This is a genomic window from Actinoplanes sp. NPDC048988 (assembly GCF_043197815.1).
GTDB lineage: Bacteria > Actinomycetota > Actinomycetes > Mycobacteriales > Micromonosporaceae > Actinoplanes.
In genome coordinates, this window is record NZ_JBICTW010000001.1 from 194,970 (window position 1) to 220,933 (window position 25,964).

Annotated in this window: 28 protein-coding genes; 18 read left to right on the forward strand and 10 right to left on the reverse strand. The window is 71.6% G+C overall.

Features of this window, described 5'->3' with window-relative positions:
- Positions 1-51: 51 nt before the first annotated feature.
- Together ACGFJ7_RS00920 and ACGFJ7_RS00925 are read right to left on the reverse strand one after the other, a co-directional pair.
- A complete protein-coding gene (locus ACGFJ7_RS00920) occupies positions 52-759 on the reverse strand; it encodes an amino acid-binding protein (RefSeq protein ID WP_360241326.1) in 708 nt (235 codons plus the stop codon).
- Positions 760-1,031: 272 nt separating this feature from the next.
- Positions 1,032-1,742, reverse strand: coding sequence for an SDR family NAD(P)-dependent oxidoreductase (locus ACGFJ7_RS00925; RefSeq protein ID WP_360241329.1), 711 nt, complete (start codon positions 1,740-1,742; stop codon positions 1,032-1,034).
- A gap of 141 nt (positions 1,743-1,883) precedes the next feature.
- Between ACGFJ7_RS00925 and ACGFJ7_RS00930 the strand changes: the two genes are divergently transcribed.
- From ACGFJ7_RS00930 to ACGFJ7_RS00955, 6 genes are all read left to right on the forward strand, one after another.
- The gene (locus tag ACGFJ7_RS00930; protein WP_392640025.1) at positions 1,884-3,665 is read left to right on the forward strand and encodes an ATP-binding protein; all 1,782 of its coding nucleotides are present in this window, start codon (positions 1,884-1,886) and stop codon (positions 3,663-3,665) included.
- 9 nt (positions 3,666-3,674) lie between these two features.
- Positions 3,675-4,826: an exonuclease SbcCD subunit D gene (locus tag ACGFJ7_RS00935; protein ID WP_360241335.1), complete on the forward strand. Its 1,152-nt coding sequence runs from the start codon at positions 3,675-3,677 to the stop codon at positions 4,824-4,826.
- A 70-nt stretch (positions 4,827-4,896) separates the two neighbouring features.
- The gene (locus ACGFJ7_RS00940; protein ID WP_360241338.1) at positions 4,897-7,446 is read left to right on the forward strand and encodes an SMC family ATPase; all 2,550 of its coding nucleotides are present in this window, start codon (positions 4,897-4,899) and stop codon (positions 7,444-7,446) included.
- Complete coding sequence (locus tag ACGFJ7_RS00945; protein ID WP_360241341.1) at positions 7,443-8,414, forward strand: hypothetical protein; 972 nt, start codon at positions 7,443-7,445, stop codon at positions 8,412-8,414. The genes ACGFJ7_RS00940 and ACGFJ7_RS00945 overlap by 4 nt, the downstream gene beginning before the upstream one ends.
- Before the next feature lie 47 nt (positions 8,415-8,461).
- Positions 8,462-9,151: a SprT-like domain-containing protein gene (locus ACGFJ7_RS00950; RefSeq protein WP_360241344.1), complete on the forward strand. Its 690-nt coding sequence runs from the start codon at positions 8,462-8,464 to the stop codon at positions 9,149-9,151.
- 103 nt (positions 9,152-9,254) lie between these two features.
- Complete coding sequence (locus ACGFJ7_RS00955) at positions 9,255-9,653, forward strand: DUF1707 domain-containing protein (RefSeq protein WP_392640031.1); 399 nt, start codon at positions 9,255-9,257, stop codon at positions 9,651-9,653.
- On the opposite strand, the gene ACGFJ7_RS00960 is transcribed toward ACGFJ7_RS00955, so the two are convergent.
- Positions 9,650-10,561, reverse strand: coding sequence for an SDR family NAD(P)-dependent oxidoreductase (locus ACGFJ7_RS00960; protein WP_360243521.1), 912 nt, complete (start codon positions 10,559-10,561; stop codon positions 9,650-9,652). The two genes, ACGFJ7_RS00955 and ACGFJ7_RS00960, sit on opposite strands and share 4 nt — an antisense overlap.
- A gap of 81 nt (positions 10,562-10,642) precedes the next feature.
- Here ACGFJ7_RS00960 and ACGFJ7_RS00965 point away from each other — a divergent pair, with 81 nt between their 5' ends.
- On the forward strand, positions 10,643-11,308 hold the full coding sequence (locus tag ACGFJ7_RS00965; RefSeq protein ID WP_392640034.1) for a TetR/AcrR family transcriptional regulator: 666 nt from the start codon (positions 10,643-10,645) through the stop codon (positions 11,306-11,308).
- A gap of 47 nt (positions 11,309-11,355) precedes the next feature.
- Entirely contained in the window at positions 11,356-11,751 is a 396-nt protein-coding gene (locus tag ACGFJ7_RS00970) for a hypothetical protein (protein ID WP_392640036.1), read from the forward strand.
- Here ACGFJ7_RS00970 and ACGFJ7_RS00975 read toward each other — a convergent pair.
- A complete protein-coding gene (locus tag ACGFJ7_RS00975) occupies positions 11,734-12,648 on the reverse strand; it encodes a diacylglycerol/lipid kinase family protein (RefSeq protein ID WP_392640039.1) in 915 nt (304 codons plus the stop codon). The two genes, ACGFJ7_RS00970 and ACGFJ7_RS00975, sit on opposite strands and share 18 nt — an antisense overlap.
- A gap of 34 nt (positions 12,649-12,682) precedes the next feature.
- Positions 12,683-13,261, reverse strand: a complete 579-nt coding sequence (locus ACGFJ7_RS00980; RefSeq protein ID WP_360241356.1) for a GAF domain-containing protein — start codon at positions 13,259-13,261, stop codon at positions 12,683-12,685.
- A 148-nt stretch (positions 13,262-13,409) separates the two neighbouring features.
- Here ACGFJ7_RS00980 and ACGFJ7_RS00985 point away from each other — a divergent pair, with 148 nt between their 5' ends.
- From ACGFJ7_RS00985 to ACGFJ7_RS00995, 3 genes are read left to right on the forward strand one after another with little or no spacing between them, the layout of a single operon-like run.
- Positions 13,410-14,249, forward strand: a complete 840-nt coding sequence (locus ACGFJ7_RS00985; protein ID WP_360241359.1) for a PfkB family carbohydrate kinase — start codon at positions 13,410-13,412, stop codon at positions 14,247-14,249.
- Entirely contained in the window at positions 14,242-16,434 is a 2,193-nt protein-coding gene (locus tag ACGFJ7_RS00990; protein ID WP_360241362.1) for a glycosyl hydrolase family 65 protein, read from the forward strand. Before ACGFJ7_RS00985 ends, ACGFJ7_RS00990 begins: the two co-directional genes overlap by 8 nt.
- On the forward strand, positions 16,431-16,952 hold the full coding sequence (locus tag ACGFJ7_RS00995) for a DUF1697 domain-containing protein (protein WP_392640044.1): 522 nt from the start codon (positions 16,431-16,433) through the stop codon (positions 16,950-16,952). Before ACGFJ7_RS00990 ends, ACGFJ7_RS00995 begins: the two co-directional genes overlap by 4 nt.
- Positions 16,953-16,956: 4 nt before the next feature.
- Here ACGFJ7_RS00995 and ACGFJ7_RS01000 read toward each other — a convergent pair whose 3' ends face one another.
- Positions 16,957-17,436: a YcxB family protein gene (locus tag ACGFJ7_RS01000; RefSeq protein ID WP_360241368.1), complete on the reverse strand. Its 480-nt coding sequence runs from the start codon at positions 17,434-17,436 to the stop codon at positions 16,957-16,959.
- Between the two features lie 73 nt (positions 17,437-17,509).
- On the opposite strand from ACGFJ7_RS01000, the gene ACGFJ7_RS01005 reads away from it, so the two are divergent.
- The 3 genes from ACGFJ7_RS01005 to ACGFJ7_RS01015 are packed head-to-tail and all read left to right on the forward strand — an operon-like array spanning position 17,510 to position 19,450.
- The gene (locus ACGFJ7_RS01005) at positions 17,510-18,058 is read left to right on the forward strand and encodes a helix-turn-helix domain-containing protein (protein ID WP_392640047.1); all 549 of its coding nucleotides are present in this window, start codon (positions 17,510-17,512) and stop codon (positions 18,056-18,058) included.
- Positions 18,058-19,266 carry an MFS transporter gene (locus ACGFJ7_RS01010; RefSeq protein WP_392640050.1) on the forward strand — a complete coding sequence of 403 codons (1,209 nt, stop codon included), beginning with the start codon at positions 18,058-18,060 and terminating at the stop codon, positions 19,264-19,266. The genes ACGFJ7_RS01005 and ACGFJ7_RS01010 overlap by 1 nt, the downstream gene beginning before the upstream one ends.
- Before the next feature lie 58 nt (positions 19,267-19,324).
- Entirely contained in the window at positions 19,325-19,450 is a 126-nt protein-coding gene (locus ACGFJ7_RS01015; RefSeq protein WP_360241377.1) for a hypothetical protein, read from the forward strand.
- Here ACGFJ7_RS01015 and ACGFJ7_RS01020 read toward each other — a convergent pair.
- The 3 genes from ACGFJ7_RS01020 to ACGFJ7_RS01030 are packed head-to-tail and all read right to left on the reverse strand — an operon-like array spanning position 19,447 to position 21,757.
- Positions 19,447-20,076, reverse strand: a complete 630-nt coding sequence (locus ACGFJ7_RS01020) for a glycosyltransferase family 2 protein (RefSeq protein ID WP_360241380.1) — start codon at positions 20,074-20,076, stop codon at positions 19,447-19,449. The genes ACGFJ7_RS01015 and ACGFJ7_RS01020 overlap by 4 nt on opposite strands.
- An 8-nt stretch (positions 20,077-20,084) precedes the next feature.
- On the reverse strand, positions 20,085-20,672 hold the full coding sequence (locus ACGFJ7_RS01025) for a YdcF family protein (protein WP_392640053.1): 588 nt from the start codon (positions 20,670-20,672) through the stop codon (positions 20,085-20,087).
- Positions 20,654-21,757: an MBL fold metallo-hydrolase gene (locus ACGFJ7_RS01030; RefSeq protein WP_392640056.1), complete on the reverse strand. Its 1,104-nt coding sequence runs from the start codon at positions 21,755-21,757 to the stop codon at positions 20,654-20,656. Before ACGFJ7_RS01030 ends, ACGFJ7_RS01025 begins: the two co-directional genes overlap by 19 nt.
- A 90-nt stretch (positions 21,758-21,847) precedes the next feature.
- Here ACGFJ7_RS01030 and ACGFJ7_RS01035 point away from each other — a divergent pair, with 90 nt between their 5' ends.
- Both ACGFJ7_RS01035 and ACGFJ7_RS01040 read left to right on the forward strand, forming a co-directional pair.
- Positions 21,848-22,426, forward strand: a complete 579-nt coding sequence (locus tag ACGFJ7_RS01035; protein WP_360241389.1) for a hypothetical protein — start codon at positions 21,848-21,850, stop codon at positions 22,424-22,426.
- A 10-nt stretch (positions 22,427-22,436) separates the two neighbouring features.
- Positions 22,437-23,882, forward strand: coding sequence for a dGTP triphosphohydrolase (locus tag ACGFJ7_RS01040; protein ID WP_360241392.1), 1,446 nt, complete (start codon positions 22,437-22,439; stop codon positions 23,880-23,882).
- Here ACGFJ7_RS01040 and ACGFJ7_RS01045 read toward each other — a convergent pair.
- Entirely contained in the window at positions 23,879-24,073 is a 195-nt protein-coding gene (locus tag ACGFJ7_RS01045) for a hypothetical protein (RefSeq protein ID WP_360241395.1), read from the reverse strand. The two genes, ACGFJ7_RS01040 and ACGFJ7_RS01045, sit on opposite strands and share 4 nt — an antisense overlap.
- Positions 24,074-24,163: 90 nt before the next feature.
- Between ACGFJ7_RS01045 and ACGFJ7_RS01050 the strand changes: the two genes are divergently transcribed.
- Together ACGFJ7_RS01050 and ligD are read left to right on the forward strand one after the other, a co-directional pair.
- Entirely contained in the window at positions 24,164-24,511 is a 348-nt protein-coding gene (locus tag ACGFJ7_RS01050; RefSeq protein WP_392640060.1) for a hypothetical protein, read from the forward strand.
- A 349-nt stretch (positions 24,512-24,860) separates the two neighbouring features.
- The gene (ligD, locus tag ACGFJ7_RS01055; RefSeq protein ID WP_392640063.1) at positions 24,861-25,928 is read left to right on the forward strand and encodes a non-homologous end-joining DNA ligase; all 1,068 of its coding nucleotides are present in this window, start codon (positions 24,861-24,863) and stop codon (positions 25,926-25,928) included.
- The last annotated feature ends 36 nt before the right edge of the window (positions 25,929-25,964 follow it).

Genomic DNA, 25,964 nt, shown 5'->3' on the forward strand with positions numbered 1-25,964 from the left:
CGCAGGTGTTAACCGGACATTGCTTGAGCTGGGATTTGAGTGCGAGTCCGATCACACGGGGTTTGCCGCCACGGGTGGGCTCAGGCGGTCGCCCAGGATGACGGCGGCCGCGCGGACCAGCTGGGCCACCCGGTCGACCTCGGTCACGTGGAAGGCGGCCGCCGGCAGCTCGTCGTCGGCCGAGCGGGCCACCACGAGCACCAGACCGTCGCGGCCGAACGGGGCCACCGCGTACTTGGTGTTGTCGGCGCCGGTGAGCGGGCGGGCCCGCAGCGGGGTGACCTCGGGCAGCTGGAGCGGGGCCGGGGCGCGCCAGCTGGCGTACGTCACGGCCGGCTCGTTGGTCAGCGCGCGGGGAGCACCCGTGCGCGAGGCCCAGTCGGCCGGCACGACAGCGGCCGCGGCCCAGTCGGCGGCGAGCAGGGCGGGCATCGCGTCGACCAGGGTGGCCAGGCCGTCGGCCGGGTTCGCGGCGACCTGGGCCAGCAGTTCGGCGTCGTGGCCGCCGTTGACGGGGGCGCCGATCGCCTTCCAGACGCCGTCGACCTGCACGCCCGGGATGGCGGCGAGCCCGGCGAGGAGGCGTTCCACGCGGGAGGCGCCGGGCCACACGACGGTGAAGTCGTCGACGGCGCGGCCGCCGAGTCGCTCGAGCACGACGACCTGGACGATGTCCGCGCCGGCCACGCCGAGCGTGCGCGCGACCTGGCCGAGGGCACCGGGACGGTCCGGCAGGGTGACTCGTACCCGCAGCAACATGCAACTCCTCCCGTCTTAGGCCGGCACAGCGATGCCGGCCTCCGGCGTCCAGCGTGCCAACTCGGCGTTTCGCACCGGTTGCGCCGCCGTGTCAATCGCTCTCAGGAGAAAGTGTCACGCCGCGTCATCGGAGTATCGTCGTAGCGTGATCTGCCCAGCGTGTCGCGCGAAGGAACACGACAAGTGCCGCGGCGGCTCCTGGTGCGACTGTCAGCATCGCCCACCCGAGCCGACCCCACCCGCGACCGGCGCGCCCGGTCCGTAAAAGCCTTCTAGGCTTCGTTGCGCCGGAAGGTCGTGTCCGCCGGGATCGGCAGGAACAGCTCGCCCTTGAATCCCGGCGTGAGCGCGTCGGCCACGAAGGCCCCGACGTCGCGCCCGCTGAGCCAGCCCGGTTCGATCGCCCCGCCGTCCCAGTCCTCGGTGACGATCGGCGTGTAGACGTCCACTTCATGCAGCCGTACGGACTCGTTCTCCGCCGCCAGGACCCGCATCAACATGGCCTGGGCGGCCCCGGTGACCGAGATCGGCCCGGAGCCCGCCACGGCGAGCACCGAGGCGATACCGCCGAGCGCGAGATAGACCGAGTCCGCCCGCCCGGCCAGCGCCGGCAGGAACACCCGCGCCACCATGAAGTGGCTGGTCAGGTTGTCGGAGATGATCCGCTGCCACACGGCGGGGTCGAGGCCGGCCAGCGGCGCCCCCTCCCACCACTCCCCCAGCGAGGCGACGACCGCGTCGATCGGCCCCAGCTCCGCCGCGATCAAAGAACGCAGCCGGGTCGAATCCGGCAAATCTGATATGTCACCGACGAACCCGTGCAGCAGATCCGACTGGATCTTGTCCTGCAACCGGGCGAGTCGTGAGGGGTTACGTGAGGGCACGGCAACTACCGCGCCCCGGGAGATCAATTCGCGCACGACGGCCGTTCCGGCCCGGCCGGTGCCGCCCGCCACGACATGGACGCGCCCAGTGAGTGTCACCGGGCAACCGTATCGAAGCTGGGCGCGCCTCCCTCGTACGAGCAAGATCTTGTGGATAACTCTGTGTATGAGCACCAGAAGTTGTGGACAACGTGTGCCAACCCACTCCGCGTGCGTCTTTTGTCGTACCCCTGGTGCACGATGATCAGCGTGTCTGACGAAGCTGCCCTTCCCCGCGGCGGAAAACAAAATGACAAACCGGACGTGGACCCCGTCGGGCGGGTTCTGGGTACTGCCGACGCCACCCCGCTCCAGTTCTGGACGGCCGTGACCCCCGGCAGCTACCTGCAGCTCGACGACGTCGTGGTCACCAAGCGCGAGCTCCCCGACCGCGAGCCGGTCACCATCGCCGGCGTGGTGACCCAGGTCCGCGCCCGCCACGAGGGCGCCCAGTTCGACTCCGACGTCTTCGCGATCGCCGACGGCACCCTGCCGGCCATGGTGCAGGAGGCGGCCGAGATCACCACGACCCGGGTCGATCCCGAGCTGTACGTGCCACCCGCTCCCGGCGCCGTCGTGCACCGGGCCTCCGGCGAGGCCCGCGACGCCGCGCTGCACTTCGACCGCATGGAGCGGCGTATCCCGATGGGCACCGGCCGCGACGGCGTACCGGTCTTCCTGAACGCCGACTTCCTCGACGGCACCCGCGGTGCCCACGTGTCCATCTCCGGCATCTCGGGCGTCGCCACCAAGACCAGTTTCGCGACCTTCCTGCTCTACTCGGTCTTCCGCTCGGGCCAGCTCGGCGCCGACGGGGCCAACGCCCGCGCGCTGATCTTCAACGTCAAGGGCGAGGACCTGCTCTTCCTCGATCACCCCAACACCAAGCTCGACGAGAGCACGCGGGCCGCTTACAAGCTTCTCGAGCTACCGGCCAACCCTTTCCCTGACGTACGCGTGTACGCGCCCCCACGAACGGGCGACTCCTCCGGCGCGCCCGATGTCAGCAGCCGCCTCACCGGCGTCGACGCGTTCTACTGGACGCTCGAGGAGTTCTGCTCGGCCCGCCTGTTGCCGTACGTGTTCGCCGACGCCGACGACGAGCGCCAGCAGTACACGATGGTGGTCCACTCGGTCACCGCCCACCTGAACCGCCACGCGGTGCCGGCCGAGGGCGGCATCAGCATCGACGGCCGCCGGATCGGGTCGTACGGCGATCTCGTCGACCACATCGTCGAGCAGCTCACCGACGACGACACCCGGTCCACCTGGGCCGGCAGCGCGGTGAACATGGGCACCGTCAACGCGTTCGCCCGCCGCCTGATCGGCAGCAAGCGCGACCTGTCCCGGCTGATCCGCGGCGACCTGGCCCAGCGCCGCCCGCACCAGATCAAGACGGCCGAGTCGGCCCAGGTCACCGTGGTCGACCTGCACAATCTGCCGGACCGCGCGCAGCGGTTCGTGGTCGGTGTCACGCTCAAGACCGAGTTCGAGGAGAAGGAGAAGTCCGGCACCGGCCGTCCTCTGCTCTTCGTGGTCCTCGACGAGCTCAACAAGTACGCCCCGCGCGAGGGCACCTCGCCGATCAAAGAGGTGCTGCTCGACATCGCCGAGCGGGGCCGCTCGCTCGGCGTCATCCTGATCGGCGCCCAGCAGACCGCGAGCGAGGTCGAGCGGCGCATCGTGACCAACTCGGCCATCCGCGTGGTCGGCCGGCTCGACCCGGCCGAGGCGGCCCGCCCCGAGTACGGTTTCCTGCCGCCCGCGATGCGCCAGCGCGCCCTGCTGGCCCGCCCCGGCACGATGTTCGTCAACCAGCCCGACATCCCGGTGCCGCTGTGCGTGGAGTTCCCGTTCCCGGCCTGGGCGACCCGCAAGTCCGAGTCCGGCCCCCCGCCCGCCGGTTCCCTCAAGTCCATCGTCCAAGGCGCGGACCCGTTCGCCGTCGTGGGCGGTTCGCTCGACGACGACATTCCGTTCTAAGGTTCCGCGATGCGCATCCTGCACACCTCCGACTGGCACGTCGGCAAGGTACTCAAGGGCCGGAACCGGCACGAGGAGCACATCCGCGTGCTGGGCCAGGTCGTCGAGATCGCCAAGGCCGAGCGGCCCGATCTGGTGATCATCGCGGGTGATCTCTACGACACCGCAGCTCCGACGGCCGACGCCACCCGGGTGGTCACGCGGGCGCTGTCGGCGCTGCGCAAGACCGGCGCGCGGGTGGTCGCGATCGGCGGCAACCACGACAACGGGGCCGCCCTCGACGCGCTGCGCCCGTGGGCCGACGCGGCTGGCATCGAGTTGCGCGGCTCGGTGCTGGCCAACCCCGAGGACCTGCTGATCACCGGCCAGACCGAGGACGGCGAGCGCTGGCAGCTGGTCGCCCTGCCGTTCCTGTCGCAGCGGTACGCGATCCGGGCGGCGGAGATGTACGAATTGACGGCGGCGGAGGCCTCACAGACGTACGCCGATCATCTCGGCCGTTTGATCGCCAAGCTCAGCGAGCGGTTCGCCGACCCCGGCGTGATCAATCTTCTGACCGCTCATCTCACGATCTTCGGGGCCACCACGGGTGGCGGCGAACGAGAGGCGCACACGGTCATGGGGTACGCCGTGCCCGCCACCGTCTTCCCGCAGAACACCCACTACGTCGCGCTGGGCCACCTGCACCGCTCGCAGCAGGTCATCGCCCCCTGCCCGACCCGCTACAGCGGCAGCCCGCTCGCGATCGACTTCGGCGAGGAGGAGAACATCCCGTCGGTGGCCATCGTCGAGGTCGGCGTCGATCGGGCGGCCCGGGTCCGCGACGTGCCGATCTCCTCGGCGATCGCCCTGCGCACGGTCCGCGGCACCCTCGAACAGCTCGCGACGGTGAACCTTCCGGACGCCTGGCTCCGTGTTCTGGTGCGCGAGAAGCCGCGGGTCGGCCTGCGCGAGGACGTGCAGGAGCTGCTGCCCAACGCGCTCGAGGTGCGGATCGACCCCGAGATGATGCCGGACCGGACGGGAGAGCGGATGGCGCAGCGGGCCGGCCGGTCGCCGCGCGAGCTCTTCGGCGACTACCTGGACAGCAAGGACAACGCCGAGGACGGCGTCCGCGAGCTGTTCGACGAGCTGTACGACGAGGTGAGCACCAACAAATGAGCGAGCGTAGCGAGCGCAGGCAGCTCAGTGGCCTGGTCTCAGGTTCGACCGAGCGAAGCGGAGTCGAATCATGAGGCCCATACGGCTCGACATGGCAGGGTTCACGGTTTTCCGGGACGAGACCACCGTGGACTTCACCGACGCCGACTACTTCGCGCTGGTCGGGCCGACCGGCTCGGGCAAGTCGACGGTGCTCGACGCGATCACGTTCGCCCTCTACGGCACGGTCCCGCGCTGGGGTGGCGCCCGCGGCATCGTCAACGCGCTCGCCCCCTCGGCCACCGAGGCCCGGGTGCGCCTGGTCTTCGAGTCGGCCGGCGACCGCTACGTGGCGACCCGGGTCGTCCGCCGCGACGGCCGGGGCAACGTCAAGACCGCCGGGGCCGGCCTCCAGCTCATGCCGCCCGGCTTCGACGTCACCAAGCTCGACACCGGCATGGACCTCGACGACCTGGGCGACGTCCTCGCGGGCACCCCGGCCGAGATGGACGAGGCCGTGCAGCACGCCGTCGGCCTGCCGTTCGAGCAGTTCACCAGCTGTGTCGTGCTGCCGCAGGGCCAGTTCGCCGACTTCCTGCACGCCAAGCCGGCCACCCGCCAGCAGATCCTGGTCAACCTGCTCGGGCTGCACGTCTACGAACAGGTGCAGACCAAGGCCACCGGGCGCGCGCAGACGGCCGAGGGCAAACTGGCCGTGGTCGATCAGAGTCTGGCCGGGCTGGCCGACGCCACCGACGAGGCGGTCGAGGAGGCACAGGCCCATCTCGTACGCATGCGGGAGCTCACGACCGCCGTCGAGCGGGCCGTGCCCGGGTTGCGCGACAAGCGGGAGGCCGAGGCGGCCGCCGCCGCGAAGCGGGACGAGCTCGACGCGGAGCTGCGGCAGCTGGGCAACGTACGTACACCGGCCGCAAGCGTGGAGACCGCCGGCGTGACGGCGGCCGCGAGGGCGACCGCCGCCGAGGCCGCGGACGAGGTTCGCGCGGCCGAGGAGAAGGAAGAAAAGGTACGGGGTGAGCTGGCCGCGGCCGGCGACGCGGGTTCGCTGAGCCTGATGCTCGACCGGCACGCCGAGTTGCAGCGGCTGACCGGGCAGGAGGAGTGGTTCGCGGGCGAGGTGTCGGTGGCCGACGTCGAGCACAAGGACGCGGTGGCGGCGCTGGAACTCGCGCACAGTGAGCACGCCGGCGCGGCCCAGCTGCTCGAGCAGGCCCGCCTCGACTACACGGAGGCCCAGCGTACGGACCGGGCGGCCGCCCTGCGAGCCCATCTCGCGGTGGGTGACAACTGCCCGGTGTGCGAGCAGACGGTGACGACGGTCCCGGCTGTACCGGAGGGCTCGGCGGTGCGGGCGGCCGAGGCCGCGGGCAAGGCCGCGCGGGCCGCCGCCGAGGCCGCCGAGCAGACCTGGAAGCAGCGGGACGCGGTCGCGCGCAAGCTGGAGAGCAACCTCGAACGCAAGCGCGCCCAGTACGAGCACCACCTGTCGCGCCTGGCCGAGGCCCGTGCCGCGGTGGCCGAGTCGCCCGGGGTCGAGGCGTTGCGGCGGCGGCTCGACGAGCTGGGCCGGCTCCAGAAGCAGCTCGATCAGGCCGCTTCGTCGGTACGGACGACACGCGCGGCTCACCGCAAGGCGCAGGCGGCCGTGGTCGCCGCCGAGGAGCAGCAGCGCACGGCGTGGCGCGAGTTCGACGCCGTACGGGACGGGGTCGCCCGCTTCTCCCCACCTCCGGCCGACCGCGACGACCTCGCCGCCGCCTGGTCCACACTGGTCGCCTGGGCCGCCGAGCTGGTCGTCGCCCGCCGTTCGGCCCGCGCGGAGGCCGAGGACGCCGTCACCGCCGCCCACCAGGCCACCCTCACCACCATCTCCGACATTTCCGACTTGTTCGTGGCGGCGGGAGTGCCGGCGCCCTCCCGCTCCTCCGCCGGCTACTCCTCGGGCGCCCGGGCCTCCGCGCCACTTTCCGACATCTCCTCTCTTTCAGATGCGGATCTCATCCGGGCGGCGGCGGTGGCGGCGGAGCGGGCCGAGGCCGCGTGGAAGCGTCTCGACGACCGGCGGGCCTCGGCGGCCGAGCTGACCGAGCAGCGCATGACCCTGCAGCGCGAGAGCCGCGTCGCCAAGGCCCTCGCCGGTCACCTGCGGGCCAACAACTTCGAGCGCTGGCTGCTCGAGGAGGCGCTCGACCTGCTCGTCGGCGGCGCCTCGCGGATCCTGCGCGAACTGACCGGCGGCCAGTACGACCTGATCCACGACAAGGGCGAGTTCTTCGTGATCGACCACCACGACGCCGGCCTGCGCCGCGGCGTGCGCACGCTGTCCGGCGGCGAGACGTTCCAGGCCTCGCTGGCCCTCGCGCTCGCCCTGTCCGAGCAGCTGGCCGGCATGTCGACCACCGCCGCCAGCCTCGAGTCGATCGTGCTGGACGAGGGCTTCGGGACCCTCGACGCGGCCACGCTGGACGTGGTCGCGGCGACGCTGGAGAACCTGGCCGCCCGCGGCGACCGGATGGTCGGTGTCGTCACCCACGTCAACGCGCTCGCCGAGCGGGTGCCGGTCCGGTTCGAGGTGCGCAAGGACGCGCGTACCGCCCATGTGGAGAGGGTTGGCCTTTGACCAGGATGTTCGTGGACGCGTGGGATCCCTCGTACGGCGCCTCCTACGAGGGCGCCGACGGCGGCGAGGGCCCGGCGTCGCCCAGCAGCGCCCAGGTCGACACCGACGTGGAGATCCCGGCCGCCGAGTGGGCCCCGATCGACGTGTCGGCCTCGGTGCGCCGCCCCGACGTCGTCTTCCTGGTCGACGGCGTCCGCCGCAACGACGCCGGCCTGTGGACGGCCGAGGAGGACGGTACGTCGTACGCCGGCCTGGCCGCCTCGTACGCCGCCGGCGTGGTCCGCTGCGACCTCGGCCGCGGCCAGGCCGAACTGGTCGGGGCCAAGGTCGGCCGCGGCCTGTTCACCGCCAGCCCCACCGCCTCCGACGTCCAGGCCGGCACGGTCCGTTACACGGTCCACCGCATCGAGGGCGCGGGCGAGGCGTCCAAGCTGCCGTCGGCCGTCCAGCCGTCACTGACCGCCCTCGAGATCGACATCTCGTCCGAGGCCCGCGCCACCGGCTCCGACGGCGCCGACCTCCTGGTGGTCGACGGTCCACTGCGCAACCGGCGCCAGCTTCCCCGGACCATCGGGTACGTCAAGACCCAGCAGAAGCAGTACCTGCCGGGCGCCCTGACCCCGGTCGTGACGTCACTGCGCCCCGGCCAGCGCACCCCCGTCTTCCACCTGGGCACGGTGTGGGGCGGCTGGTCCTGGTACCTGCGCCTGCCCGGCGGCTCGGGCGCCCCCTGGTCCGGCATCGTCCGCGTCGAGTGCTCCCCCGACCTCACCCCCGGTGAGGCCATCGAGCTGGCCGAGATCTCCAGCGCCACCCTGCCCCGCTTCGCCTCGGCGTCCTACAAGGACCCGCGCGCCCCACAGAACCTGGTACCCATCGCCGGCCTGGAACGCCGCCTGCGCACCATGCTCGGCGACGCCCGCTTCCTGCACCGAGCCTTGACCAAGGCCACCGCCCTGACCCGCTGACCTCACCGCCTCACCCCTCGGCGTTTTCGCACCACGGAGTATCGAAGTTGGACCTCACGCAAGCCCGCGATCTCGCCACCGATCTCATGGCCCGGCACAGGCTGGCCGGCTGGCGGCTGTCGTTCGACAACGCCAAGACCCGGGCCGGCGCCTGCCGCTCGGACCGCAAAGAGATCACCCTGTCCCGGCCGCTGATCAGCCTGTACTCACCTGAGCAGGTCACCGACACGATGCTGCACGAGATCGCGCACGCCCTGGCCGGCTCCGGCCACGGTCACGACAGGGTGTGGCGCGCGACCGCCCGGCGCATCGGCTACACCGGCGGCCGCTGCCTGCCCGCCGACGCACCCCAGGTCGACGGCGCCTGGGTCGGCACCTGCCCGGCCGGCCACCGCACGACCGCCCACCGCCGCCCGGTCCGCGTCCGCTCGTGCCCGAAGTGCACACCCCGCTTCGACCTGGCCGCCCGCTACACCTGGACCCATCACGGCCGCCCGGCCGCCATGGACCCCCGCTACGACGCCGAACTGGCCCGCCTGAGCAACCACCACCCCGAGCCCACCCCGGCCCCCATCCCCGTCGGCGCCCGAGTCCGCCTGACCGGCGCCGGCAAGTACGCCGGCCTCACCGGCACCGTCGAGAAGCGCGGCCGCACCCGCTACCAGGTCCGCACCCGAGCCGGCCTGCTCAGCGTCGCCTTCGCCGCCGCCCAGCCGCTGACCGCCACCGACCGCTGACCACCGCACCCACGAGTGAGCGGGGCGCCGGGCGAGCCGAAGCTGTCTACTCTGGCCGGGTGAGGCCCGGAGCCGTCGTCCAAGCCGCTCGCCGGTGAGTGCGATGCCGCATGAGCCGGAGCCGTCGCCCGACCTGCTGATCGGTGAGCCCGAGCGTGACTCGGCGCAGGAGGCGCTCGAAGAGCATCTGGCCGAGAAACGCCTGCCTTCGCCCGAGTACGAGCGGCGCGTCGCAGCCGTCCAGCGGGCCCGGACCCGGTCCGAGCTGGCCCTGATCTTCGCCGACCTGCCGCTGCCTCACCCCGAGCTGCCGCCCTCGGCGCCGCCCGATCCGGATGAGGACAACCCGCCGCCGATCTTCCTGGTCGGCGTGCTGACGCTCGCCCTCGGGCTGCCGGTCGCGGTGGTGCTCGGTTTCGCGTACGGCCTGTGGTGGACCTTGGCCCTTCCGGTCGTGGCCACCGTGGCGATGGCCTACGTCGAGCACCTGCGCTCCCGTTAAGCGGGCACCACGCTGGGGAACGTCACCCCGGTGAGGTCTTCGGACACCGCCCACAGCCGCTGCTGGACGGCCACGTCGTACGACTGCCGGCTGGACGTGACCAGCCGGGGGTGGCCCTTGATCTCGTAGCGCCCGCCGGGCCCGTAGTACTGGCCACCCAGCGCGGCCGGATCCGTGGCCGCGCGCAATGTCGGCAGCGCGCCCATCGCCGGCGGCTGGGTGATCAGCGGGGTCAGCCAGGTCAGCGGGATCCGCAGGGCGGCCGGGCTGTTGCGGGCGAGTTCGGTGCTGGACAGGCCGGGGTGTGCGGCCAGCGCGACGGTGGTGCCGTGCGCGGCGAGCCGGCGCTGCAGCTCGTACGTGAACATCAGGTTGGCCAGTTTGGACTGGCCGTAGGCGGCGGTCCGGCTGTAGGACCGTTCCCAGTTCAGGTCGTCGAAGTGGATGGCGGCCCGGATCCGGTGGCCGGTGCTGCTGACCGTGACCACGCGGGAGCCGGGCACCGGCAGCATCCGGTCGAGCAGCAGCCCGGTGAGCGCGAAGTGCCCGAGGTGGTTGGTGCCGAACTGGGCCTCGAAACCGTCGCGGGTCGTCTGCTTCGGCGTGTACATCACGCCGGCGTTGTTGATCAGCAGGTCGATTCCGGTGAAGCGGGACCGGAGGGCCGCCGCCGCGGTCCGGACGGAGTCGAGCGAGGTCAGGTCCAGCGCCTGTACGGAGACGTCGCCGCTCATGCGGGACGCGGCCCGCTCGCCCTTTTCGATGTCGCGCACGGCGAGCACCACCGTCGCTCCGCGCTCGGCGAGCGCCTTGGCGGTCTCGTACCCGAGCCCGGTATTGGCCCCGGTCACCACGGCCACTCGCCCGTGCTGGCTCGGAATGGCGGCTGTCGTCCACTTTTCGCTCATGTCGTTTCCCATGCGACGAACGTTAAAGTACCTCCGGTACGTTGTCAACGTACCGGAGGTACGTAAGTTAAACTGGCGATCATGACCTTCCAGCGGGCGCGAACCGAGGAGCAGCGGGAGATCCGCCGGCGGGCGATCCTCGACACGGCGTCGGCCATGCTCGGCGAGATGCCGGTGGCCGCGGTGACGTTGAACGAGCTCAGCCGCCGGGTCGGCCTGGCCAAGCCGAACGTGCTGCGCTATTTCGAGTCGCGCGAGGCCGTCCTGCTGGAACTGCTGAACCGCTTCCTCGAGGAGTGGCTGGCCGAGCTGTCCGGAGAGCTGGCGGCCGGCGTCGACGCCCAGGGGCCGATGGACGAGCGGGCCACGGCGGTGGCCGCGGTCCTCGGCCGCTCCCTGGCCGAGCGGCCGGTGCTGTGCGACCTGTTCGGCGCGCAGGGCAGCGTCCTCGAGCACAATGTGTCGGTCGAGGTGGTCGCCCACTACAAGCGCGTCTCCCTCGAGCGCCTGACCACCATGACCACCCTGCTCCGCGAGCACCTGCCGGAACTGGGCGACAACGCGACGTTCTTCAGCCTGCAGGCCATGCTCACGGCGGGCATCCTGGCCGCGTACAGCACGCCCCCGGCCAGCCTCCGGGCCGCCTACGAGGCCGAACCGGAGCTGGCCCGCTTTCACCCGGAGCCGGGGCCCTACCTGGAGCAGGCCCTGACCGCGACCCTGCTGGGCGCGCTCCCCCGGCCGTGATCCCCGCTTCGGCCATCGCCGAAGATTTCCGGGCCTAGCCTGCGGCGATGCGAGAGATTCTGTACGACCCGGCGTACGTCGTGCCCGCCGTGCCGCCGGGAGACACGGGTGTGGGGTGGCTTCGGGCCACGGTCGGGCGGTTCTGCGAAGGGGCCGATCACGTGCGGCGGCGCGGGCTGGCCGAGGCGATTCTCGACGGGATCCCGCCGGAGACGCTGAGCGGGCGGCGCGGGCATCCGGTCGCCGTGCTGGCCCGGGCCATGGGCGCCGCCGATCCGGGCGTGGCGCCGCTGGTGGAGGACGTGGCTCAGGCCTGTCAGCCAGGCACCGGGGACGCCGACCTGGCCGATCCGGCCGTCGAGCGGCTGGCGGGCGAGACGGCGTTCGGGGCCGGCCCGCGGCGCCGCCCGGGCCGGGCGCACGCGTTAGCGCTGGTCGGCTGACTCCCGCGGGACGCATACCCGCACCGCGGCCGGGGCGACCTTGGCCGTGAAGGTCTTCGTCTTCGTCCGGGCGCCGCCGTCCAGCTCGTACTCCATCTTGGACTTGAGTTTGACCTCGACCCGCCGGGCCCGGGTGGTGCGGACGAACGGGGAGCTGTCGCTGCGGCCGACCGCCATCGTGCCGAGGGCGCGGGCCCACTGCAGGGCGCCCTGGGCCGTGGCGACGCCGACGTCGAGCCAGCCGTCGTCCGGTTTCGCGTCGTCGAACGCCTTGATGCCGCCGGTGATCTTGCTGACGTTGCCGATCAGGACGCAGCTGGCCTCGTCCTCGAACCAGTCGTTGCCGTCGATCTTGATCAGGGCCTTCGGCGCCTCGCCGTTGACGTGGCGGACGCCGGCCCACACGTACGCCAATTTGCCCAGCCGGTCCTTCATGTTGCGGTCGGCGTCGCTGATCATCGCGCCGTCGAAGCCGACGCCGGCCATCACGCCGAAGTACTCGCCGTTGAGCTTGCCCAGGTCGATGCGGCGCCGGTCGCCGTGCAGGGCGATGTCGACGGCCTGCTCGAGATCGGTGGGGATGCCCAGGTTGGACGCGAGCAGGTTGCCGGTGCCGGCCGGCATGATGGCCAGCGGGATCTTCGAGCCGCCCTTCTCGCGGGCCAGGACGTCGATCGAGCGCTGGACCATGCCGTCGCCGCCCCACACCACCAGCAGATCCGGCTTGGCCTTGACGACTTTCCGGACCTGGTCGGGGGCCTTCTTGCTCTTGGGCACCTCGAACCACAGCAGGTCCTCGACGCCCGTGTCGGTGAGGCGGCGGCGGAGCTCGTCCAGGCCGCCGCCGAACGTCTTGCGCTGGTGCGCCACTACAGCGATCGTTCGGGGGGTGCTCATGGGCAGCGCACTACCCGTATCGACGAAAACGTAATCAGTTGACGGTTTCTCGCATGCGCTGCTCGGCGGCCGCGCTGCGGATGACCATGAGGCGCAGCTCGAGCTCGTCCGAGACCATCGAGGCGAGGTGCTCGAGGGCCTTGAGCTGGCGCGGGTTGGCCTCGCGGGGCTTGTTGTCGATCACGTTGACCGTGCCGAGACGGTAGCCGTCGTGCGTCCGGATCGGCGCCGCGGCGTAGAAGCGCAGGCCCAGCTCGCCCCGGACCAGCGGGTGTTCGAGCGTGCGGGGGTCGACCGCGGCGTTGTTGATGACGTACACGTCGTCCTGGGCGATCACCGACGCGCACAGGCCCGGCTCGCGGCCGACCTGGCGTACCCCGCTGAGCCCCTGGCACGCGGCCAGCCAGACCCGGTCCTGTTCGACCAGCGAGACGGTGGCGATCGGGGTGTCGAAGATGGCGCCCGCGACGAAGGCGATCCGGTCGTACGCGTCCTCGACCGGCTGGTCGACCAGCCGGTAGCGGCGGACGGCCTCGAGACGGGCCTGCTCCTCGGGGTTGATGTTGTCCAAGTATTCGTAGGCGTCCGACGACACCGGGCTGCTGCTCGTCATGGCTGCTCCTCGCAGGTGGCTACGATGCCTGGAAGCCTAGAAAGGGCATTGGTGTCCCGCAATGCCCTCGGTGGCCGGATCGGCCGCCGATCCTGTGAAGAGGCTGGGATGTCGCACATTCTGTCGGTCGGCGGGGTATTGGTCGGGCGTGACGCCACCAACCGCCGCCGTGATCGGACAGCTCGCCCGCGACCTCGTATTGACCGTTGACGAACTCCCGGACGTCGGTTCCTCGGCCGCGGCGACCAGCCGCCGCGAGCAGCTGGGCGGCAAGGGCGCCAACCAGGCCGTCGCGCTGGCCCAGCTCGGGGTGCGCCCGTCGCTGGTCGCGGTGGCCGGCGACGACGTGATCGGCGACGTGCTTATCGATCAGGCCCGGCAGGACGGCATCGACGTACGCCGGGTGGTGCGCCGGCGCGGCGCGCTGACCGGCCTGATCGTCGAAATTCTCGAACCGGGGTCGCACTACCGCTACGTCGAGCACCTTCCGCCGGAGGTGCTGCTGACCGAGGACGACGTGCTGGCCGCGCGGGACGTCATCGCCGGCGCCGACGCCGTACTCGTGCAGTTGCAGCAGCCGTTCGAGGCGGCGCTGGCCGCGGCCCGGATCGGCCATCAGGCCGGCAAGCTGGTCGTCCTCGACGGCGAGGTGAAAGACCGGGCGATTCTGGCGTACGCGGATGTGGTGCGCGCCGACGAGAAGGAGGCCGACGGGCTGGACGCCGGCGTCCTCGACGGCGGCCCGTCCCTGCTCGCCCTGGCCCGGGAGGACGGCAACCTTCTCATCTGGAAGGACGGCCAGGCGACGATCCCGCTGACCGACGGCGAGCCGGTGGACACCACCGGCGGCGGCGACTCCTTCACGGCCGCCCTGACCGCGACCCTGCTCACCGGCGGGTCGTACGAGGAGGCCGGCCGCCGGGCGACCCTGGCCTCCGGCGTCACCGTCATGCACGTCAGCGGGCGGCCGGACCTGCGCTATGTCTGAGATCGGAGCGGCCGAGCCCTGGGCCGTACGCGAGACCGCCCTGCCCGGCGACGACGGACTGCGCCAGGCCGAGTCGATCTTCGCGCTGGGCAACGGCCACGTCGGCCTGCGCGGCAACCTCGACGAGCCGCACGCGGGCGGGATGCCCGGCACCTTCCTCAACTCGCTCTTCGAGGAACGGGACGTCACCTACCCCGAGGCCGGGTACGCGTTCCCGGAACGCACCGAGACGGTGGTGAACGCGCCCAACGCGAAGCCGATCGCGCTGCGCGTCGGCGATGATCCCTTCGACGTACGCACGGGGACGCTGACCCGGCACGAACGGGTCCTCGATCTGCGGGCCGGCACGCTGACCCGCGAGGTCGAATGGACCTCACCCTCCGGAGTGGAGGTGCGGGTACGCAGCGTACGGCTGGTCTCGTTCCCACGCCCCTCGGTGACCGCCGTCCGCTACACCGTGCGAGCCGACGCGCCCCTGACCGTCGAATCCGATCTGGTGGTCAACGAGGCCCTGCCCGCGGAACGCGACGACCCGCGGGCCAGCGCGATCATCACGACGCCCTTCCGCAGCGTCTCCAGCGACCCGGACGTGCTGGTTCACCGCACCCGCCGCAGCGGCCTGCCGGTCGCCGCCGCGGTGATCCATACCGGTCACGAGGGCACCGTCGTGACCTCGCTCGACCTGATCCGGTGGACGGCCACCGGGCACGGCGAGATCAGCTTCGACAAGTTCACCGCGTACCGCTGGAACGAGGACGACCTCCGCGGGCAGGCGCTGAAGGACCGGGACGCCGCCGCCCGCGACGGCTTCGACGTGCTCCTGGCCGAGCAGCGCGACTACCTCGACGAGTTCTGGGACGGCGCCGACGTCGAGGTCGACGGCGACCCCGACATCCAGCAGGCCGTCCGGTTCGGGCTCTTCCACGTCCTGCAGGCGGCGGCCCAGGCCGGCCCGCATCCCATCCCGGCCAAGGGCCTGACCGGCAACGGCTACGACGGGCACACCCTCTGGGACACCGAGACGTACGTGCTGCCGGTGCTCACCTACACCCATCCCGACTGCGCGGGACTGGCCCTGCGCTGGCGGCACAGCACCCTCGACCAGGCCCGCGCCCGGGCCCGTGAGCTGCGCCTGGACGGCGCCGCCTTCCCGTGGCGCACGATCAGCGGCCCCGAGTGCTCCGGCTACTGGCCGGCCGGCACGGCCGCGCTGCACGTCAACGCCGACATCGCCGACGCGGTGCTGCGCTACCACGCCGCGACCGGCGACGAGGACTTCATGCGCTCGGCCGGCAAGGAGCTCCTGGACGAGACGGCGCGCCTGTGGAAGTCGGTCGTCTACTTCGACGAGGAGCACGTCGGCCACATCGCCGGGGTCACCGGGCCCGACGAATACACGGCGCTGATGGACGACAACATCTACACGAACCTGATGGTGGAACAGAACCTGCGGGCCGCGGGCTCGCCCGTACGGCTCCATGTGCCCTATGACGAGCGGCGGGAGGTCCACGATCAGTCGGCCGGCTTCACCCGGCTGCCCGCCTGGGATTTTTCGGACGACGCGTATCCGCTGATGCTCCATCACCACTACCTGAACCTCTACCGCAAGCAGGTGATCAAGCAGGCCGACCTCGTACTGGCGATGATGAAGCGGCCCGACGCGTTCACCCTGGACGAGAAGCGCCGCAACTTCGCGTACTACGAGGCCCGCACGGTGCGTGACTCGTCCCTGTCGGCCCCGATCCAGGCCGTGCTCGCGGCCGAACTCGGCTACCTGACCCGAGCCCACGAATACCTGGCCGAATCGGCGTTGCTCGACCTGCGCGGCAGCGGCGAGTCCGGCGGCGACGGCCTGCACATCGCCGCCTGCGCCGGCGCGTGGACGGCCCTGGTCATGGGCTTCGGCGGCCTCCGCGACCACGACGGCCGGCTGTCCTTCGCGCCGCGCCTGCCGCCCCGGCTGACCCGCCTGGCCTTCGGCCTGCGCTGGCGCGGCTGCCGTCTCTCGGTCGCGGTCACCCCCGATTCCGTGACGTACGCGGCCCGGCACGCACCCGTCGAGTTCCGCCACCAGGGCGAGGACGTGCGGCTGACCGCCGGCCAGGAGAAGACCTTCACGCTGGACCCGATCGAGGAGCTGCCCGCCCCGCCGACCCCGCGCCCACCTCGTACGATCAGCGAATGACGGTCTGGGTGGCCCTGCTGCGGGCGGTCAACCTCGGCACCCGCAACAAGGTCCCGATGGCGGCCCTGCGCGCCGAACTGGAGGCGGCCGGCCTGCCCGGCGCGAGAACCCACCTGCAGAGCGGCAACGTGGTGGTCCGCTCCGACCTGGACGTCGGCCCCATCATCCACAAGGTCCTGCGCGAGCGCTTCGACCTGAACGAGCCGGTCATGGTCCGCAGCCACGCCCGCCTCATGGAGATCATCGCCGCCAACCCGTTCCCGGCCGCGGCGACGTCACGCCCCACGTTCCTGCGGGTGGTCTTCCTGGCCGACCACCCGCCGGCCGCCCGCGCCAAGCTCCTGGAATCCCACGACGACGTACGCCTGCTCGACCGCGAGGTCTACATCGACTACCGCGATCGCGTTCACGGCAACCCGGTCAACGCCGCCATGATTGCCCGCCGCCTGGGCCTGCACGGCACCGAGCGCAACTGGGCCACCGTCACCAAGCTGGCCGAGATCGCCGCCCTGCTCTGAGGCGCTAACCGAAGACGGCGGGGTTGGCCAGGAAGAACTCGTTGAGAGTCCGGCGGTCGGCCGGGGCCAGCGCCTTGCGGGGTACGCGCAGGTAGCGGCCGCCGCGGAAGTGGATGATCCACGTGGAGGGCCAGCGGTCGACCCGGGTGACGTCGGTCCACGGCAGGTCGGTGCGGCCGGTGGCGGTCCGCTCGGTCATGCCGGTGGCGCCGAACTCGTACCGGAACGGCTGGGCGTACGCCTGGTGCCGCAGCGCCCAGCTGATCAGCACCATCAGCTCGAAGAACGCCGGGATGACGAGGAAGAACACTCCCATGCGCAGAAACGGCGGGTCCGGGTTCTCCGCGATCAGCGTCTGCACCGCCCCGATGACCAGGAACGCCAGCGGCAGCGCCCGCCCGATGGTGGGCCGAATACCGTACGAACTCAAAGCCATCTTGCGATAGATCCCGTACGTGATGTGGATCTCCCCCGTCAACACCATGCGCGGCAGTATGCCACCCCGGACATCGGCCGTGCTATTGCAAAGAAAGCTTTGCAAATTTATCTTTGCATCCATGATGGACGACGACGAGACGGTTGCGCTGGACCCGCGAACGCTGCGCGGGCTGGCCCATCCCTTGCGGGTACGGCTGTTGAATCTGCTCCGCGAGCGCGGGCCGTCGACGGCCTCGCGGCTGGGCGAGCAGCTCGGGCAATCGAGCGGCGCCACCAGCTACCACCTCCGGCAGCTCGCGGCGTACGGCTTCGTGGTCGAGGACGCCGGGCGCGGCACCGCCCGGGAACGCTGGTGGCGGGCCGCGCGCCGGCGCACGGTGCTGACGCCGGAGGAGAGCCGGCAGTCGTGGGAGCTGGCCGAGGGCTACCTGCGGGCCGTGGCCCAGGCCGACTTCCAGCGGACCGAGGCCGCCATCGCCAACCTGCCGGCCGTGTCGCGCGAGTGGCAGGACGCGCTCCACCTCGGCACCGACATCCTGCGGCTTCGTCCCGAGCGGGCCGCCGAGTTGCGCGAGCGGATGTCCGCCCTGGTCGCCGAGTACGGCGGCGACCACGGGGACGGCCGCGTGGCCGTGCAGTGGCAGATCCTTCCGCTGAGCGACGGCTGATGCGGCGCCCGCTGGCGAGTCTACTGGTCGCCGAGGCGGTGTCGCTGGCCGGCAGCCATGTGTCCAGTGTGGCCGTCCCCTGGCTGGTGCTGACCACCACCGGGTCGGCGACCCGGGTCGGCGCCGTCGCGCTCGCCCAGACGCTGCCGTTCGTGCTGGCCGGGATGTTCGGCGGCCCGCTCGTCGACCGCCTCGGCGCCCGGCGGGTGGCGATCGTGTCGGACGCGGCGAGCGCCGCCGTCGTCGCCCTGGTCCCGCTGCTGCACGTTCTGGGCCTGCTCTCGTTCGGGCCGCTGGTGGCGATCGTCGCGGCCGCCGGCGCCCTGGGCGGCGCCACCAACACGGCCAAGCGCGCGCTGCTCCCCCAGGCCGTCGGGGACACCCCCATGGCCCGGGCCACAGCCCTGTTCGACGGCATCGGCCGGGCCGCCATCCTGGTCGGCCTCCCCCTCGGCGGCGTTCTGGTCGCCACCATCGGCCCGGCCGCCGTCCTGGCCATCGACGCCGCCTCGTTCGCCGCCGGCGCAGCGGTGATCGCCGCCGGAGTCCGCGGTCCGACCTCGGTGAAAACCGGCGAGCCCGGAGAGAGCTACCTGGCCTCCCTCGCCGCCGGGTTCGCGTTCCTGCGCCGGGACAAGCTTTTCGCCCTCATCGTCGGCGTGCTGTTCTTCACCAATCTGGCCGACCAGGCGTACAGCATCGTCTTCGTCCCGGTCTGGGTGCGCGAGTCCGGCGCCGGCCCGGCCGTCCTCGGCCTGCTCGGCGGCGTCTTCGGGCTCGGCGCCGTCGTCGGCTCGCTGCTCTACGCGGCCCTGGCCACCCGCCTGCCCCGGGTGCCCACCTTCGCCGTCTGCTTCCTGCTCGCCGGTTCGCCCCGGTTCTTCGCGCTCGCCGCCACCGGCCGCCTCTGGCCGGTCCTCGCCATCGCCTTCGGCGCCGGCCTCGCGGTCGCCGCCGTCAACCCGATCCTGATGGCCCTGGGCTACGAACGCGTCCCGGGCCACCTTCGCGGCCGCGTCCTCGGCCCGGCCGTGGCGATCGGCTTCGCCGGCGTACCCCTCGGCGGTCTCCTGGGCGGCCTCGCCGTCGACCACGCCGGCCCGCGCCCGGCGCTCCTGCTCGCGGGCGGTCTCTATCTGGCCGTCTCGCTTGTGCCGTTCACCCTGGCGCAAAGACGGATAGACGACAGGAGCTTGGTGCCCGGCTAGGCGCTATCCGCCCACATATCCCCTGGTCCGCACCCTGGCCGGGCCCCACACTGGCGCCATGCCGTCACGTCAGAGGTCCCGGCCCGTACGCCGGGAAAGCGCAAGCACCGCCCGGCTGATAGTCGGTCTGCTCCTGGTCCTCGGCACCCTGTTCCTCGCCGCCTACACCGTCGCCACCGGCTAGAAACGCAGCAGCGACCGATAGACGCGCACCGCGTCGCCGACCGGGCCGAAGTGGGACGACGCGTTGTCGTTCAGGTACGTCGTGGCGATCTCCACCTGCGAGTACGGGTGGCCCTCGCGCGCCGCCTCCATGAGCACGTTCATCTCGTACTCGAAGCGGTCGCCGGGCACCGTGAGCAGCCACGGGATCAGGTCGCCGGGGAATCCGCGCAGGCCGGTCTGGGTGTCGCGCACCGAGCGGCCGGTGGTGGCCCGGAACAGCAGCCGTGTCACCGCGTTGCCGATCCGGCTGCGCCACGGCATCCGCCGGACCCGCCGCACGCCCAGCACCATGTGGCCGCTCTGATCGACGAGTTCGGCCACCCGCCTGATGTCCGCGATGTCATGCTGCCCGTCCGCGTCCGCGCACACCACCGACGACCCCGGAAAAGCCGAGGCGACATGCCGGAGTCCCGTACGCAGGGCCGCGCCCTTCCCCAGGTTGCGCGGGTGCCGCAACACCGTGCAGGGCAGTCCGGTGACCGGCGGCGTGCTGCCGTCGTCGACCACCACGACCGGGCCGTCGGCCTGGGCGATCAATTCGGGCAGATGGGACGAGGGCTGATATACGGGCAGCAGCAGGACCATGCCGGCCTCTATACCCCGCGCCGCAACAACGCCACCATCCGTCGCTCGCGGCGGAGCAACTCCTGCGGATCCCGTACGCCGAGGAAGCCGATCCGGGACGCGGCCCTGATCCCGTACTCGTCGAGCGGCGGCGAGCCGGCGGCCGGAATGCCCAGAAGGGCCTCGCCGCGCAGCCCCAGGACCTTCCCGGCCAGGTATCGCACGCGCGGCAGATGCCAGGCGTGGGTGACCACCCCGAGCGGCCGCGACGGGCCCAGATCGAGCCCGTCCAGCAGCCCGTCGGCCTGGATGTGCAGCAGGTTCTCCAGCGTGCTGCGCGAGCGGCACTCCGCGCGCAGCTCGGCCACCTCGCCCAGGCCGGCCTCGCGGGCCGCCTCCAGCATCAGCGTGGCCTCGCGGCAGGCCGGCGGCGGTTCGGCCGCGCCGTCGCGGACCTGCGCCCAGCCGCCGCTGAAGATGATCCGCGACGGCCGGCCGCCGGCCTCGACGTACGAGATCGCCGCCCGCACCCGGGCCAGGCTGCCGGGGGTGAGCCCCGCGGGCGTCACCCCGTAGCCGAGCACCAGCAGCGCGACCGCTACGCGATCTGCTGCCACCAGCCGTCCACCGCCGGCGGGTTGTCGACGTCGACGCGCTCGCCCGGGCGCGGGACGGCCAGCCGTACCCCCCGGGCCTTGGCCTCGGCCCACGCGCGGTCGGCCGGCTCGGGCCACTCGTGCAGGGCCAGGTTGAACGTCGCCCAGTGCACCGGAATCATCAGGGCGCCCTGGACGTCGACGTGGGTGGCGACGCCGTCCTCGGGCACCATGTGGATGTCGGGCCAGGCGTCGCCGTACGCACCGACCTGGATCAGCGTGACGTCGAACGGGCCGTGCTCCTCGCCGATCCGGGCGAAGCCCGGGAAGTAGCCGGTGTCGCCCGAGTAGAAGACCTTGCGGTTCGGTCCCTTGATGGCCCAGCTGGTCCAGAGCGTCTCGTCGCGGCCCAGCCCTCGGCCCGAGAAGTGCCGGGCGGCGGTGGCCACGAACTCGATACCGGCGACCTGGTGGGTGTCGTTCCAGTCCATCTCGACGATGCGGGTGGCCGGCACGCCCCAGCGCTCCAGGTGGGCCCCGACGCCCAGCGGGACCAGGAACGGCGCCGCCTGCAGGTCGACCAGGTTGTGGATGGTCTCCATGTCGAGGTGGTCGTAGTGGTCGTGCGAGATCAGCACCGCGTCGAGGGGCGGCAGGTCACGCAGCGCCACCGGCGGCTCGTGCAGCCGTTTGGGGCCGGACAGGCGCGAGGGCGAGCAGCGTTCGCTCCAGACCGGGTCGAGCAGCACCCGCTTGCCCTCGATCTCGACCAGCGCCGACGAGTGCCCGTACCAGGTGACGTGCAGGCCGTCGGCCGTGGCGCCCGGGTCGGGAGTGACCAGCGGGACCGGCTGGTGCGGGTGGCGGCCGTCGCGGTCGCGCAGGGTCGCGGCGAGCAGCCGCGGCATCGAGGAGAACGTGATCTCGGTGGCCGGCACGGTGTTACGGAACTTGCCGTCGGCGTACTGCGGGGAGGCTTGCATGCGGGCCAGCCGCTCGCCCTTGGCCTTGGCGCCCATCTGGCGGGGTATGTCTTTCGCCACCCAGACCGCCGCCGCGCCCAGAGCCAGCGCGATCAATGAACCCGTACGTCCTCGTTTCGCCATTGACCCAGTCTGACCTCCAGGCCAGGGGTGCCGCCACCGAGGTGCTCGGGTTCCCCACAGTATTCGCCGGGTATGACACACTCTCTCGCCGTGACTGTCGACACCCTTCAAACTCAGCAGCAGCTGATCGTCCGTCAGCGCGTCCGGCTGATGGTCAACCAATACGAGATCCACGCCGTCACCCCCGACGGCCAAGAGGCCGGCATGCTCGCGTTCGCTCAGCAGAAGCGGATGGCGTTCAAGGAGCAGGTCACCCTCTACAGCGACGACACCAAGTCGGTGCCGGTGCTCGGCTTCAAGGCCCGCCAGGTGATCGACCTGGGCGCCACCTACGACGTGGTCGACGCGAACGGCGCCCCGATCGGGCTGTTCCGCAAGAACTTCAAGGAGTCGCTGCTGCGCTCGACGTGGCACCTCGAGCAGCCCGGCTTCGGCGAGATGATCGGCCGCGAGACCAACGTGTGGGTGGCCGTCCTGCGCCGCTTCGTCGACAGCCTGTCCTGGCTGCCGTACCACTTCGACTTCGTGATCGCGGACCGCCCGGTCTTCTCGGTCGTGAAGAAGTGGGGCCTGCGCGACAAGTACGTCGTCACCATCCACGACCCGCGCGTCGACCGCCGTCTGGTCGCCGCCATGTCCGTCGCGCTGGACGCTCTGCAGGCCAGGTAACCTTCGCGGGATGGATGATCCCCGGGCTCAGCGCCTGTTCGGCGACAGTCTCGTCGCCCCCGGTGACCTCGCGTCGAGCCCGTTCCGGGTCGATCGCGACCGGATCGTCAGTTCACCCTTCTTCGCCCGGCTCGCCGGCGTCACCCAGGTCATCAGCCCGGGCGGCGCCGGCCTGCTGGTGCACAACCGGATGACCCACAGCCTCAAGGTCGCCCAGGTGGCCCGGGCCATCGCCGACCGGGTCGACCCGTCGCTGGCCGAGAAGCTGGGCGGCTGCGACCCCGACGTGGTCGAGGCGGCCGCCCTGGCCCACGACCTGGGCCACCCGCCCTTCGGGCACCTCGGCGAGCGGGTCCTCGACCGGCTGGCCCGCCATCGCCTGGGCCTCAACGACGGTTTCGAGGGCAACGCCCAGTCGTACCGCATCGTCACCAGCACCGAGAGCCGCGGCCAGACCACTCTGGGGCTCAATCTGACGAACGCCGTACGGGCGGCGATCCTCAAATATCCGTGGACGCGCCGCGGCGCCGCGCGCTTCATGGACCCGCCGCCGCGCGGAGCGGCCCCGCCGGCCGACGACCCCGACGGCGGCTCGGTGAAGTTCAACGCCTACTCGACCGAGGCGAACGACATGCGCGCGGCCCGGGCCCCGTTCGCGGGCCGGGTCGCCGACTGGCAGCAGACGGTCGAGGCCTCGGTCATGGACACCGCCGACGACATCGCCTACGCCATCCACGACCTCGAGGACGTGCACCGGGTCGGCGTCCTGCAGCAGGGCGCGGTCGCCACCGAGCTGATGGCGTGGCAGCGCTGGGGCACGTCGACCGACCTGAACCGGGCCGGCGGCGCCATCGAGTCGCTGCGCCGCCAGCTGCACCGCAAGGACGGCTGGATGGCCGACGACGAGGCCTTCGCGGCCGCCGTCGAGCTGGTGCGGGCCGAGCTGGTCGACGGCCTGCTGGCCCGCCCGTTCGACGGCTCGCTGGAGGCGGAGGCCCGGGTAGCGGCGTTCTCCGCCACCTGGACCCGCCGCCTGGTCGAGTCGTGCCAGACGATCGCCGACCCCGCGGTCCGCTCCGGCCACGTCCAGCTGGCCACCGCCCAGTGGCACGAGGTACAGATCCTCAAGTTCGTGCAGAACAGGTTCGTCCTGGCCCGCCCCGACCTGGCCCTGCACCAGCGCGGCCAGGGCCGGCTGCTGGCCTCCCTGGTCGAGGCGCTCTCGGCCTGGCTGACCGACCCCGACGAGCAGGAACGCATCCCGCGCCGCCTGCAGGACCTGGTCGAACTGGCAGAGGCCGAGCTGCCGCCCGGCACCCCCGAGCGCCTCCACCGGGCTCGCGGCCGCGCTGTCGTCGACTTCGTCGCGGGCCTGACCGACCAGCAGGCGGTCGGCCTGATGGAGGCCCTGGGCGGCCGGTCACGCCAGCTCTGGACCGACGCCTTCGTCCTCTAGGACCGCACCCGGTTGTCGAGCGGGGCCGGCTGGCTGACCCACCACTCCGACGGCACCTCGGCGTAGATTTCGTCCGCGAGCGCCTTCAGATGATCGCCCGTGGCATGCCCGTGGTGAGCGTCCGCGAGCCCCTTGACCCTCACGTACCACTCGGCGATTTGTTCGCACTTGACCGATACTTGATAGTCCATGCCTCGAGCCTAAGGCCGCACACCATCACCCGCCCGGCAATGCCCGACCGGGTGACACGGTCGCCGCTTCGAAAAAGGCGATATGGCAGGGTGGCGTCCGTAACCCCGCTCGCCTGGACCGCGCCCGCCCTGATCACGGCGCTCTGGGCCCTGTCGTGGCGGTTCAGCACGTGGGAGTTCCGGCTCTACTTCGCCCCCCTGGCCTGCGGGACCGGTCTCGTCATCGGCCTGGTCGCCGCACTCGGCGGCCCGGACACCCCGGGCAGCGGCGTGCAGCACTGGGCCGACGCCTTCGGCTCCACCTCACCGGCGATCACCTGGCTCGGCCAGACCTCCCTGCTGGGCCTTGGAACCGCCGCGGGCCTGACCGTGCTCACGCTCCTGACCGAGGGAACCTTGCTGGTGCTGCGCCTGACCCGCGCCGCCGACAAGTCCTGACTAGTCGACGACCGGCCGTCCAGGTCTTCGATCGCCAGCCCCAGGTACGGGAAGAGCCGAGCCTGAATTTCTTCGAGCCGCTCCGCCGACTTGAGCAGCGGCTGGACGGCGACGACTCGCACCCGGCACTTATTGGGCAGGCCGCCCTCTCCGGCGGAGAGCTTCGCGCAGTAGCTGCTCTTGAGTTGTCTGCCGGGTCCTGCACGAGCCGGATCTGGAAGCCGAAGCAGTACTTGTCGCGCCGGACCATGCCCGCATCGACGAGATCGTTCTCCAGGAACTGAAGGGTGGCTGGGCTTCCCCGTGCCGGGTGGGCGCGAGTGTCGTACCCAGGGCTTAGGGTCGGGGTATGCCGAAAGCCGCAGCGGAAGAGCATGAGATCGCCGGCCACACGGTGCGGCTGAGCAGTCCGGACAAGGTGGTGTTCCCGGGTAAGGGATACACCAAGCGCGATGTCTTCGAGTACTACCTGGCCGTCGGGGACGGGATCATGCGGGCGCTGCGGGAGCGGCCGACGACGTTGCAGCGCTTTCCCGACGGGATCGAGGGGGAGACCTTCTTCCAGAAGCGGATCGGGACGCGCGGGGTGCCCGACTGGATCCAGCGGGCGACGATCAAGTTCCCCAGCATGCGTACGGCGGAGGAACTGTGCCCGGTCGATCTCGCTCATGTGGCCTGGGCCGCGCAGATGGGGACGATCGTGTTTCACCCGTGGCCGGTGCGGGCCGCGGCCGCCGATCAGCCCGATGAGCTGCGGATCGATCTCGACCCGCAGCCGGGTACCGACTTCGATGACGTACGGACTGCGGCCGGGGTGATCCGGGAGGTGCTCGACGATCTGGGCTGGGTGGGCTTTCCCAAGACGTCGGGTGGGCGCGGCGTTCACGTCTACGTGCGGATCGCGCCCCAGTGGGATTTCGTGCAGGTGCGGCGGGCCGCGATCGCGCTGGGGCGCGAGGTGGAGCGGCGCCGGCCCGAGGCGATCACCACGTCGTGGTGGAAGGAGGAGCGCGGCGAGCGGGTCTTCATCGACTACAACCAGATGGCGCGGGACCGCACGATCGCCTGCGCCTATTCGCTGCGGGCCAACGGCCGGGCCACCGCCTCCGCCCCCGTGACCTGGGACGAGCTGGCCGATGTGGAGCCGGACGACTTCGATTTGCGGACGGTGCCGAAACGTTTCGCCGCGATCGGTGACCCGCACGCGGCTATCGACGACGTCGCCCACGACATCACCCCGCTGCTGGAGTGGTCGGCCCGCGACGAGAAGGACGGCCTGGGTGACCTGCCCTACCCGCCCGATCACCCGAAGATGCCGGGCGAGCCGCCCCGCGTGCAGCCCAGCAAGATGAACAAGGCCAACTGGGAGGGTGGGTCGGGCCGGAAAGAACCTCCGGGATTGCGCTCGTCACAGTGACAGCGCGGCCCGGGAAACCTGTGGATTGAACCGGTC